The organism is Neobacillus niacini (genome assembly GCF_023715785.1).
Classification (GTDB): Bacteria; Bacillota; Bacilli; order Bacillales; family Cytobacillaceae; genus Neobacillus; species Neobacillus niacini_E.
Genome location: NZ_JAMBOX010000002.1, coordinates 485744 through 497839, shown reverse-complemented (window position 1 = coordinate 497839; position 12096 = coordinate 485744). Strand labels below are relative to the sequence as shown.

Sequence of the window (12096 nt, the reverse complement as noted above, 5' to 3'; positions counted from 1 at the left end):
GTTGTATGAATCTTTGATTTATAAAAATTTAACCGAAATGGAGTGTTCACATGAAAAAAAGCCATCTAAAATCGCCAGATTTATTGCCCATCCATCATAAAGACCGGAAAATAACGAATCTGGGTTATTCCTTCATGTGGGTGGGTATGGTTGTCGTGCTTGCCACCTTTGCCATCGGCGGATCAGGTGTTATGACCCTATCTTTGCCGTGGGTCATCCTGGCAACGATCATTGGAAGTTTGGCCATTGGGTTTTTCATCTCTCTGATTGCCGATATCGGCATTGAACACGGTCTATCCTTTCCAGTTTACATGAGGGCGCCGTTTGGGACGATTGGGACACATATTCCCTCGGTTACCCGCGGTGTTACAGCTTCGATGTGGTTTGGTATTAATACCTATTTTGGGGCCACGGCAATGAACGGTATTTTAAATATTTTATTTGGCTTAGACAATTGGTTTATCTGCTTTTTGATTTTTGCGTTCGTTCAATTGGTGAATACCGCACTTGGGATTAAATCGATTGAACGGTTTGCGGATTTGGCTGCGCCAGTCATTCTAATTATATCCTTATGGATGTATGTTTCATTGTCAGATGAGGCAGCCGCTGCAGGCAGGGACGTATGGAGCTGGGTGGAATCGCCTGTAACCGGCGGTGCAGCGTTTACTGCATTTTTAGTCGTTATTTTTTCCAATATGGGCTTCTGGGCAACATTAAGTGCCGATATTCCTTCCATATCCCGGTTCATTAAGGCACCTGCAAATGAGAAAAATTGGTTTAAACGGAACAAAGGGTCGCTTATTGGCAACCTTGTTGCAATGCCCCTTACACAAACATTTATGATTATTATCGGTGCGGTTTCCTATATAGCTGTGTTGAACTATGACCCTGTTGTTGCCCTGCAGAAGGCAGCCGGCGGCTTTATTCTTGCCATTTTATTATTAATGGTAGTTTTGGCACAGTGGTCTACCAATACAGCCGCGAATGTAGTTCCTGCCGCAACTATTTTCTCCAATGTCGGCGGACCGAAGTTTCCGTTCTGGGCCGGTGTCATTACAGCGGGAATAGTGGGAACTGTTGTCCAGCCTTGGAAGCTCTTTGGCGTCATCATTCCAATCCTGTTGTTTGTAGGCGGCATCCTATCAGCAATCGTCGGCATCCTGTTTGCCGATTATTACTTGATCCGCAAGCGGCGGGTAAATGTACCGGAACTTTACGAAGATCATGGCCAATTTAAGTATCTTGGTGGTGTAAATGTGGCCGGGTTTATAGCTTGGATTATGGGCGGGATTGCTTCCTATTTTGTGCCAGAATATGGGTTCTTGGTTGGTTTCCTCGTCGGCGCAGCCGTCTATTATGTGCTGGCAAAATACTGGTGGTTTAATCTGTATCGCCAGGCAGAACTTGAAGACCCAGATGATGATAAATATTTAGGGATTTCGGTGGGGCGCGACTGGGTAATTGATGAAAAATCGCTAGTTGAACCTGCTATACAAAAACTTCCGGAAAATCTGGATTTATATTAAGCAAATTGGAGGGTGCGAAATGTCAGAATATCACCATTTTCTTGAGGAGCGGGATAAAATTGATTTTTTAATTCAAAAAGGATACCGAATTTCGGGTGTCAGGGAGCACTTGGATGGTGCCACGGTGGATTTTGTCCATCCGAACGGTAACGTAATCGAAACATTGCTGATTGGAAATGCCAATGCACGTAAATATTTTTCCAGCATTTTAATCAAGCAGAATCAAGGATTGCTGTAATGGCAAAGGAAAAGGATTGGGCCTTCAAAAACCAATCCTTTTTCCCTTAACCAGCTAAGGAGACAAAATCATGAAGGAACAATTTCAATTAAAAGTCCTCGATATTTTAAAAAGAAAACATTTTGAACATGCCGCTGTCATTGCCGGTCACGATGGGCTTTCCCGCGTGGTCAAATGGGTCCATGTTGTGGAGGTTACCAGCATCCGCAATCTCTTAAAAGGACAGGAGCTCATTTTGTCTACCGGTGTTGCCTGGAAGGATAATTCGAACCAGTTTGTTTCGATGGTTAAAGAATTTATTGACAATAATGCCGCAGGGTTGTGCATCGAACTGGGAACCTATATTACGGACATTCCCGGTGAAGTGTTGGAATTGGCAAATAACCAGCAGTTCCCCATTATTATTTTTCAACAGGAGGTACCGTTTGTCGAAATCACCCAGGACATTCATTCGGTGATCATCAACCAGCAATACCAAAAGATTTCCGATTTGGAGAATTATTCGCAGAGCTTAAATAAACGGCTGTTAACCATTGAAAGCCATGAGGAAATCCTCCAGTTTATTTTTTCCGCATTGGATGTCCAGGTCATTTTCCGGCTAAAAAATGGGGAATACGAATTTGTGCCAGATATCCCTCCCAGCAGCCAAGCTGTGATCCTAGAGCAGCTGGCAAAAAAGCAGAGCGATGAACATTTTGCTGTGGCACCGATCTTTTTATTCGGCCAGGAATTTGCTGAATTGAGTATCTATTCCCCGGATATCCCGATCAGCGAATATGATTTATTGATATTGGACCGTACGGCCACCGCTCTTGCCCAGCATTTGCTAAGAGAGTTATATGTCGAGGAAAAAAAGCGGGCGGAGGAGTTTGAATGGCTGCAAGGCTGGCTTGCCGGGGAACATTCCCTTGAAGATATTTACGATTATTTAACTGAGAATGGGTGTAAGACAAAAGGAAATGAGGCAGCGGTGCTGATCACTAAGCTGATTCCTTTAAAAGAAAAATCCATTTCCGACGTCACCTATCTCAAGCTGTTGTTCCGTTCCGTATTTGAACAAAATGGGTTTACGGTATTTTTTGTAGAAAAAAGAAATGAGTTAACGTTTATTTTATTGAACAATCGGGCCAAGAGGAATCTGAAGGAGCGCATCAAGAAGGCCATCGTTTCGCTTGAAGAGTCTGAATTTATCCGCAAACAGGGATCAGCCAAATTTATTATTGCAGCCGGAAAGGTCTCAGAATCTCTGTGCGATGTACATAAAAGCTATCTTACGGCGAAAGAAACATTAAAGATTCAGCAAAAAATGACTCAAAAGCAAAGCCATTATTTTTATGAGGATTTGCATTTGTACCGGTTGATCTCCCAGCTCAGCAAGTATACCGACCTGCAGGAGCTGGCCGCTGAGTACCTCCAGCCTGTTATTCAATATGACAAAAAATACAATGCCAAGCTCCTGGAGACGTTAAAAGCCTATTTGGAATGCAACGGATCAAAGCAAGAGACCTCCAATAAGCTTTTCATTGTCAGGCAGACGCTTTACCATCGGCTGCAGAAGCTTGAAAACCTCCTAGGTGAGGATTTCATGGAGCGGGAAAAGCGGGTGGCGATTGAATTCATGCTGCTGGTACATGATTATTTGGCCGCATCACAGCCCGGGAAAATAGGGCAGGCCAAGTAGGGCGGGAGGTCAACTTGTTTAAGAACAGGACGTCTGCGTTTGACATTCTGTCTAATGATTGATTTTTCAGAATAAGAGATAATGAGTGTAGTAACCATTGTTTAAGGAGGACTAAAGATGAGTGTAACAAAAAGTAATACGGCAGTTTTGAAGAATTATATAAATGGAGAGTGGGTAAACTCACTAAGCAGTCAGACGTTGGATGTTCCAGATCCGGCAACTGATGAACTGTTGACGAAGGTGCCAGTAAGCTCCAAGGAGGACGTGAATCTGGCCGTTGCTGCCGCTAAAGAGGCGTTTCAATCATGGAAAAACGTTCCTGTGCCAAAGCGTGCGAGAATTTTCTATAAATATCACACGCTATTAACCGAGAATCATGAGGAATTGGCTCGCTTGATTGTCCAAGAAAATGGGAAGGCTTACAAAGAAGCTTACGGCGAGGTGCAGCGCGGGATTGAGTGTGTAGAATTTGCCTGCGGTGCCCCGACACTGATGATGGGCGAGACGTTGTCTGGTATTGCGGAGGAGATTGATTCGGAAATGTTTCGTTATCCCCTTGGCGTGGTTGGGGGAATCACCCCGTTTAACTTCCCAATGATGGTACCGTTATGGATGTTCCCGCTTGCGATTGCCTGTGGAAATACGTTCGTATTGAAGCCATCTGAGCGGACGCCGATTTTGGCTAATCGATTGGTAGAGTTGTTTACTAGGGCAGGGGCTCCAAAGGGCGTTCTAAACATCGTTCATGGCGCTCATGATGTTGTAAATGGCCTTCTTGAGCATAAAGATATTGCCGCTATCTCGTTTGTCGGCTCACAGCCGGTGGCAAAGTATGTGTACGAACGCGCTGCCGCAGAAGGAAAACGGGTTCAAGCATTATCGGGTGCTAAAAATCATCATATCGTGATGCCGGATGCCGACATGGATAAGGCCGTGCAACATATTATCAGCTCCACTTTTGGCAGTGCCGGACAACGCTGCATGGCTTGTAGCGCGGTAGTGGTTGTCGGGGATAACGAGCCGTTTGTGCAGGCGCTAAGGAAAAAAGCGGATGAATTGATTATGGGGAATGGCATGGATGAGGAAGTCCTGTTGACCCCAGTAATCCGCAAGGAACACCGTGAAAAGGTTCTTGGCTACATTGAGAAGGGAGTTACGGAGGGAGCAGAATTGATTCGGGACGGCCGCAAGGAAATGGATGACCATCCTTCCGGAAATTTCCTCGGCCCGACCATTTTTGATCATGTTACACCTGAGATGACGATTGCCCGAGATGAGATTTTCGCCCCGGTATTAAGCCTGTTGCGTGCAAAGGATTTGGATGAGGGCTTGGAGTATATCCGCAGGTCGAGATACGGAAATGGGGCCACGATTTATACAAACAACGCCAAGGCAATCCGGCAATTCCGCGAAGAAGCCGACGCGGGCATGCTCGGCATTAACGTCGGCGTCCCGGCCACCATGGCCTTCTTCCCATTTTCCGGCTGGAAGGACTCCTTCTACGGTGACATGCACGTCAACGGCAAAGACGGCGTCAACTTCTACACCAGAAAGAAAATGATCACCTCCCGCTTCGACGCCTAGGCAAGGCTTGCGCAGGGGGATTGTCACATAAGGATAATGAAAAGATGACATTTGGTGTCAGGCACCGAAGCGAGTATTTGGAGCATAAGAATAATGGTAACTCAGCTAATGGTGTCAGGCACCGAAACCCATTTATTGGAATCGGAGGGATGAGGTATGGTTCAAACGGATCGTTCTCAGGATACTTTGGTTAATAAGGATGATAAGTACGTTTGGCACGCAATGAGGCCTTATAGCCCGCAGGCTACGATTGTGGTGGAGAAGGCAGAAGGGTCTTGGATTACCGATGTTGATGGCCGCCGTTATTTGGATGCGATGGCCGGGCTTTGGTGTGTGAATGTCGGCTATGGCAGGACCGAGCTTGCCGAGGCCGCCTATGAACAATTGAAAGAAATGGCCTATTTTCCACTTACTCAGAGCCATGTACCCGCTATTAAACTGGCAGAGAAGCTAAATGAAATGCTCGGAGATGAATATGTGATATTCTTCTCCAATAGCGGTTCAGAGGCAAATGAAACTGCCTTTAAAATTGCCCGTCAGTACCATCAGCAAAAGGGCGAACATAACCGCTATAAAATCGTCTCCCGCTACCGGGGCTACCACGGTAACGGCTTTGGGTCATTGGCGGCAACCGGCCAAGCGCAGCGTAAATATAAATATGAACCGCTCGCACCAGGCTTTGTCCATGTGCCACCGCCGGATTCGTACCGCGATGATACAAACGTAGCAGACCCCATGGATTTGTCATCCGTCAGAGACCTCGACAGAACCATGACATGGGAACTAAGCGAAACGATTGCCGCATTGATTATGGAACCGATTATTACCGGCGGAGGCATCCTCGTTCCTCCTGATGGATACATGCAGGCTGCCAAAAAGGTTTGCGAGAAGCATGGTGCCCTGTTGATTGTCGATGAAGTCATTTGCGGCTTCGGACGGACTGGAAAACCATTTGGCTTCATGAATTATGGGGTAAAACCGGATATCATTACAATGGCAAAAGGGATTACGAGCGCTTATCTGCCATTATCGGCGACTGCTGTTCGCAAGGATATCTATGAAGCGTTTAAAGGGACAGATGAATATGATTATTTCCGTCACGTAAACACTTTTGGCGGCAACCCGGCTGCCTGTGCCTTGGCGCTCAAAAATCTAGAAATCATGGAAAAAGAAAAGCTGTTTGACCGATCGAAAGAATTAGGAGAACAGCTGTTAAATGACTTGATCAACCTGCTGCAGGATCATCCCTATGTCGGCAATGTCCGCGGCAAGGGCCTGTTGATTGGTATTGAATTGGTGAAGGATAAAGATACAAAAGAGCCGCTTGATGTTGGGCTGGTCAATCAAGTTATTGCCAACTGTAAGGATCAGGGCGTTATTATCGGAAAAAATGGGGCAACGGTCGCCGGCTACAATAATGTGCTGACACTATCCCCGCCGCTTAGTATTGAACAGAATGACCTGAAGTTTCTGGTTAAAACATTGACAGAATCACTTGAGAAAATTAAATAGGATGAAAAGAAAACTCGCAAATTGCGAGTTTTCTTTCATGGTGCGGCCCGTTCATTTAATCCAGCCTCAATCCCTGCCGTTTCCGGCTGATTCTGTTCAGAATTCCTTACTCTAAGGGTTAGCAACAGTCCTAAAGCCAAACAAGCTGTTAAGAAGATAAAGGCCGTTTGAAACCCGCCCCAATCCTCGATTAGCCACCCGGCAATGGCAGGACCAATCAACTGTCCCACCGCAAAATAAAAAGTCACATAACTGAAAGCAATTGGGATGTCAGCAGGCTTGACATAATCCATGCTGGAAGCCTGTGTCAGGGTAAATAGACCTGTAGTGGTACTGGCTAGCAATACAATATGCAGGGTAAATCCTATAATAGTCGGCAATACCACAGGCAGGAGCATCGACACCATCGTCAGCGCCATTGTCAAAATTAATGAGGTTCTCCGCCCAATCTTATCGGAAATAGATCCCCAAATCGGACCGCTAAAAATCGACAGTATTCCGTTCAACGCCATTAGCTGACCAGCAAATTTAGCTTCGACACCCGAATCAATCATATAGCTCATGATAAAAACGGCCTGAACAATATAGGTAATGCCGACAACTCCATAAATGAGGCCAATGTTGATCACTTTTGGATTTTTGTAGATCTCTTTTGCTGATGGACGTGGGGAATGTTCTCCAGATGGTATCTCATTTGGCGGATTTTTTATAAAAATGAATGTCAAAACTACTACGATCAAACCTATGACAGCATAAATGCCCCAAGCAAGCCTCCAGCCATCGTTGCTGTTTAGGCTGTTTAAATAGGGGATGATGATCCCGGAAAACAGCATCCCAATTCCTGCTCCGCTAGTTGTCAACCCAATCAAAAGGCCTTTTTTCTGAGGAAACCAGCCGACTAGCAGTGAAATAAATGGCGTAAAGGTGAAGGATGTCCCAATTCCCAATAACAGCATAAATAAAAATGCAACGGAATAAGCGGCTGTGACCGAAAGTCCGGCCAACCCAACTGTAACAAGTGAAATCCCAAGTAAAACCGTCTTTTTGGATCCCCATTTGGATGCAAGAATGCCAGCGAAGATTAACGTGCTTAAATATCCAAATGACGTGGTTGTTCCCAGAAAACCCGCCTCTTTATATGTAAGTGACAGCCCATCTCTCATAAACGGGAGAATGATGCCGTATGACAGGCGTGCAAAAGCTAATACAACAATGGTTGTTAACATGCCAATAATGGCATATAGCCACAATCGGTTCCGATTTTTTTTATCCATGTGATGTTCTCCTTTTCGATAGAAAAATCCCCTTGACGTACCTAATCCTATTCTATTTAAATCATTGTGATGTTGGAAAATGTGATAAACTATTCATGGCTGAAATCGGTATAAAAGGGGTTAGTGCAAATTGAATCAGCAAACAGCGATCATCATTGGCGGGGGAATGGCCGGAAAACTAATTGCCGCCGCCATCTCGCCATATTTTAATAGAGTTGAAATCTTGGAGAAGGATCAATATCCTGGTAACAATAGTACCGTCAGAGCGGGAGTAACCCAGGGGAATCACATTCATGCATTGCTTCACGCCGGTGATCATGCTCTCGAAACTCTTTTTCCCGGTTTTAAACAAGATATGGTTTCCCGTGGGTCGATTATAATTAATTCCACGGAAGATTTGGCCTGGTATCACCATGGTGTTTGGAAAATGCGTTTTAAAGGGAACGATACGACATTGCTGCAAACAAGACCATTGTTGGAATCTTATATAGATGATCGGGTCAATCTAATTCCTAATATCCACTATACATATGGTATCAGAGTGCTAGCATATTCCTATCAATCTGATAAAGATGTGATAAACGGAGTGGAGGTCCTGGAAAATGATGAACAAAAACATCTAAAAGCAGATATCGTCATTGATGCGAGCGGCTCGAGCTCTTTGACGAAGGCCTGGTTGGAAAAACAAGACAGATCGGTTCCGGAAGAAACAGTTGAAATCGGCCTTTGCTATGCGACGAGACAATTTCAACTACCGGTGCAGCCAAGGGAGTTTAAAATTAAGCTTATTTATCCAGAAGCACCCTCTCAAACGATTGGGGGTACGCTTTCGATGGTCGAAGATGATAAATATATCGTGACACTAATCGGCTATTTAAACAGCTTGAATCCAGCAGACGTCAGGAGTGACCAAGGTTTTCTTGAACAAGCCGCCAAGCTGCCGCTGCCTGATCTTTATCAAGAACTGGTAAATGGCTCCTCCCTAACCGAAACGAAAATTTTTAAAGTTCCTCAGATCAAATGGCGCCGGTTCGATAAAATCAAGCTTCCGGAAGGTCTTTTAGTTGCGGGTGATTCCATTTGCCGTATCGATCCAGTATTCGGTCAAGGGATGAGTATTGCAGCACTGGAAGCATTGGCAATAGGAGAATTTTTTTCGGAAGCTTCCAGACTGGGCAGCTTGAAAAAATTACAAAAGAAATTGGCGAAAATCGTGGCCCCGGTTTGGTCGATGGTTTTATGCGAAGACTTCCGATACCCAGGGGTTAAAGGCAAGAAACCATTCGGTTTACGTTTTCAACAATGGTATGTGAAACGAATTTTTCAGCAATCTGCGGTAAATCGTCCCATCTATCAAGATTTTATTAAAGTGATGAATTTGACAGGATCTGCCTTGATTCTTTTTAAACCATCTACCATCAAAGCAGTTTTTAAAACCAAAGTATAAAATTTTTTTGCGGTAAGTTACTTCCTTATTAATTGGAAAAGATTATGGGGTAAATAAGGTAACCAATAAAACGTTATGAGCTAACCGAAATTTTCGGTTGGCTCATTATTTATTTTAAATGAAATTTTCAAAAAATTCCATTGACTTTTATCGATTTTCTGTAGATAATAAATAAAATTAAAAAAGAAATCAGTAAGGGATCAGTAAATTTTTGGAACATGCCAGAGAGTGAAACCCGTGGCTGCAAGGTTTCTCATGGAAAGAGGATTGAACCTGCCCTATTAACCTGCTTATGCAAACATAAGCCGTTACCCGCGTTAAGGGATCGAGTGGGTGCATGGCATCAAATAAGGTGGTACCGCGGAAACGACTTTTCCGTCCTTTGTATAGGACAGGAGAGTCGTTTTTTATTTTTTTTAAAAGAAGGGGTCGAAATGAAGAAACAATTGGTAGTTGTAAAAATCGGCAGCAGCTCGCTTACGACAGTATCAGGGGCAATATCAGCCGAGAAAATGCGCGACCATGTCGAGGCAATAGCGCAATTGAAAAAACAAGGTCATGATGTGATTCTCATTTCCTCCGGGGCGGTTGCAGCCGGCTTTGGAGCGCTTGGCTACCCGGTGCGCCCGCAAACGGTGGCCGGCAAACAGGCCGCTGCGGCTGTTGGCCAAGGCCTGCTAATGCAGCATTATAATGAGCTTTTTCAAAAATTTGAGATTGTTCCGGCACAAATCCTGTTAACAAGAGAGGATTTTTACAATAAACAGCGGTTTCATAACTTATATTCCGCGATGACCGAGTTGCTTCATCGGGGAGTGCTGCCGATTATTAATGAAAATGATTCGGTCGCGATCGAGGAGTTGACGTTTGGCGACAACGACATGCTGTCGGCACTGGTAAGCGGATTTTTGCATGCAAATGCGCTGATTATTTTAACGGATGTAAACGGGATTTACGATGGGAACCCAAGGGTGTCGCCAACTGCAAAAAAATATCATTTTATCCCTGAGGTTTCGGAAGATTTGCTGGCGGTTGCCGGTGATAGTGGGTCAAGTGTCGGAACCGGCGGCATGAAATCGAAGCTGCTCGCAGCGAAAAAAGCATTATCGTTAGGTGTCAGTGTCTTTGTCGGCAGAGGTTCAGGCCCGGAAAAATTGGTGGACATTTTGGCAGGGAAAGGGGATGGCACCTATATCGGCGGCGCGTTCCAAACACAAATGCAAATGCGCAAGCAATGGATTGCTTACCATTCCCAGGTTGGCGGCGTCGTTGAAATCGACGAAGGAGCCGAGCAGGCGATTGTACAGAAGGGGAAAAGTTTGCTGCCGGTAGGAGTAACGAATGTCATCGGCGAATTTAATGCCTTGGACGTTGTCGAGGTCCGCAATCAAAAGGGAAAAACAATTGGCAAAGGACAGGTTTATTTTTCAGCACTGGATTTGACGAAGGTTAAGGGACTTCCTAGCGAACAATCGAAAGCGTATTCGATTAATCACCGGGCAGAAGTGATACATCGGGATAATTGGGTGAAATTAAGAGAGGAGTGAGGGGCATGACGGAATTGCTAACAAAAGCGAAAAAATTGAAGGCGGCATCAAAAAGACTGGGGATGCTGTCCAGCGGGGAAAAAAATAAGGCGTTAGCGGTGATGGCGGAGCGAATATCCGCAGAAAAGGAGTACATTTTACAGGAAAATCAAAAGGATCTTGCGACCGGAAAGTCTAACGGTTTGTCGGAATCGTTGCTGGACCGCCTGCTGTTGACCTCTGACAGGATTGATCAAATTGTTGATGGTATCTACCAGGTTATTGAACTTGAAGATCCGATTGGTGAAAGGATTGAAGCTTGGGACCGCCCAAATGGCCTGCAAATTGAAACCGTCCGGGTTCCGCTTGGGGTGATTGGAATGGTGTATGAGGCAAGGCCGAACGTGACGGTTGACGCGGCGACCCTTTGTATGAAGGCAGGCAATGCCGTGCTGTTACGCGGCAGTACCTCAGCGTTGAACTCCAATAAGGCACTTGTAGAAGTGATGCGTGCCGCACTGGAAGAAACGGCGATTCCGGCAGATGCAGTCCAGCTTTTGGAGGATACGAGCCGCGAAACGGCCTCCGAAATGTTCCGATTGAATCAATATCTGGATGTGCTAATTCCGCGCGGCGGGGCGGGGTTAATCCAGTCGGTGGTGCAGAATGCGACTGTTCCTGTATTGGAAACGGGGGTTGGAAACTGCCATATCTTTATTGATGAATCTGGGAAAAAAGAGATGGCGATTCCGATAGTGCTAAATGCAAAATTACAGCGTCCTTCGGTTTGTAACGCGGTGGAAACGCTGTTAATTCACGAAAACTGGGCTCATACTTCTGAGTTATTGAACGAACTTCATCATAATGGTGTGGAACTCCGTGGGGATGATGGTTTGTGTGATGAATTTTCATTTGTCAAACAGGCTGCGGAAGAAGACTGGGGGACAGAATTTTCAGCGCCGGTTTTGGCGGTAAAGATAGTTGGAGACCTTAAAGGAGCGATTGAACATATTGATCAATACGGAACGAAGCATTCCGAAGCGATTATATCTGAACATGAAGAAAATGTTCGGTTATTTTTCCTGGCGGTGGACGCAGCGGTGCTGTATCATAATGCGTCTACGAGATTTACCGATGGCGAACAATTTGGCTATGGTGCTGAAATCGGCATCAGTACGCAAAAGCTCCATGCCCGCGGTCCAATGGGACTAAAAGCAATTACCACTACAAAAGCGTTTGTCCGAGGCACGGGGCAAATTCGCGGATAGAACTCCTCTTTATGGGGAGTTTTTTTCGTTGCGCAAATAA

General features: G+C 45.3%; 9 protein-coding genes. 8 read left to right on the top strand and 1 reads right to left on the bottom strand.

Features of this window, described 5'->3' with window-relative positions:
* Positions 1–50: 50 nt before the first annotated feature.
* The 5 genes from M3234_RS07030 to M3234_RS07010 all read left to right on the top strand — a co-directional run bounded on the left by M3234_RS07030 (position 51) and on the right by M3234_RS07010 (position 6541).
* Entirely contained in the window at positions 51–1526 is a 1476-nt protein-coding gene (locus M3234_RS07030) for an NCS1 family transporter (protein WP_262304013.1), read from the top strand.
* Between the two features lie 19 nt (positions 1527–1545).
* The gene (locus M3234_RS07025) at positions 1546–1764 is read left to right on the top strand and encodes a hypothetical protein (protein WP_262304012.1); all 219 of its coding nucleotides are present in this window, start codon (positions 1546–1548) and stop codon (positions 1762–1764) included.
* Positions 1765–1834: 70 nt separating this feature from the next.
* Positions 1835–3445 carry a PucR family transcriptional regulator gene (locus tag M3234_RS07020; protein WP_262304011.1) on the top strand — a complete coding sequence of 537 codons (1611 nt, stop codon included), beginning with the start codon at positions 1835–1837 and terminating at the stop codon, positions 3443–3445.
* Positions 3446–3562: 117 nt separating this feature from the next.
* Positions 3563–5029, top strand: a complete 1467-nt coding sequence (locus M3234_RS07015) for a CoA-acylating methylmalonate-semialdehyde dehydrogenase (RefSeq protein ID WP_262304010.1) — start codon at positions 3563–3565, stop codon at positions 5027–5029.
* A 156-nt stretch (positions 5030–5185) separates the two neighbouring features.
* A complete protein-coding gene (locus tag M3234_RS07010; protein WP_262304009.1) occupies positions 5186–6541 on the top strand; it encodes an aspartate aminotransferase family protein in 1356 nt (451 codons plus the stop codon).
* 35 nt (positions 6542–6576) lie between these two features.
* Here M3234_RS07010 and M3234_RS07005 read toward each other — a convergent pair whose 3' ends face one another.
* Positions 6577–7815, bottom strand: coding sequence for an MFS transporter (locus tag M3234_RS07005; protein WP_262304008.1), 1239 nt, complete (start codon positions 7813–7815; stop codon positions 6577–6579).
* 130 nt (positions 7816–7945) lie between these two features.
* On the opposite strand from M3234_RS07005, the gene M3234_RS07000 reads away from it, so the two are divergent.
* The 3 genes from M3234_RS07000 (at position 7946) to M3234_RS06990 (ending at position 12056) form a co-directional block, all read left to right on the top strand.
* The gene (locus tag M3234_RS07000; RefSeq protein WP_262304007.1) at positions 7946–9262 is read left to right on the top strand and encodes an FAD-dependent oxidoreductase; all 1317 of its coding nucleotides are present in this window, start codon (positions 7946–7948) and stop codon (positions 9260–9262) included.
* Positions 9263–9696: 434 nt separating this feature from the next.
* Positions 9697–10809, top strand: a complete 1113-nt coding sequence (gene proB, locus M3234_RS06995) for a glutamate 5-kinase (RefSeq protein WP_262304006.1) — start codon at positions 9697–9699, stop codon at positions 10807–10809.
* Positions 10810–10814: 5 nt separating this feature from the next.
* Positions 10815–12056 carry a glutamate-5-semialdehyde dehydrogenase gene (locus M3234_RS06990; RefSeq protein ID WP_262304005.1) on the top strand — a complete coding sequence of 414 codons (1242 nt, stop codon included), beginning with the start codon at positions 10815–10817 and terminating at the stop codon, positions 12054–12056.
* The last annotated feature ends 40 nt before the right edge of the window (positions 12057–12096 follow it).

Coding starts and splice junctions, on each gene's coding strand:
- M3234_RS07020 (WP_262304011.1), top strand. CDS start 1,835: ATGAAGGAACAATTTCAATTAAAAGTCCTCGATATTTTAAAAAGAAAA.
- M3234_RS07030 (WP_262304013.1), top strand. CDS start 51: ATGAAAAAAAGCCATCTAAAATCGCCAGATTTATTGCCCATCCATCAT.
- proB (WP_262304006.1), top strand. CDS start 9,697: ATGAAGAAACAATTGGTAGTTGTAAAAATCGGCAGCAGCTCGCTTACG.
- M3234_RS07015 (WP_262304010.1), top strand. CDS start 3,563: ATGAGTGTAACAAAAAGTAATACGGCAGTTTTGAAGAATTATATAAAT.
- M3234_RS07005 (WP_262304008.1), bottom strand. CDS start 7,815: ATGGATAAAAAAAATCGGAACCGATTGTGGCTATATGCCATTATTGGC.
- M3234_RS07025 (WP_262304012.1), top strand. CDS start 1,546: ATGTCAGAATATCACCATTTTCTTGAGGAGCGGGATAAAATTGATTTT.
- M3234_RS07010 (WP_262304009.1), top strand. CDS start 5,186: ATGGTTCAAACGGATCGTTCTCAGGATACTTTGGTTAATAAGGATGAT.
- M3234_RS06990 (WP_262304005.1), top strand. CDS start 10,815: ATGACGGAATTGCTAACAAAAGCGAAAAAATTGAAGGCGGCATCAAAA.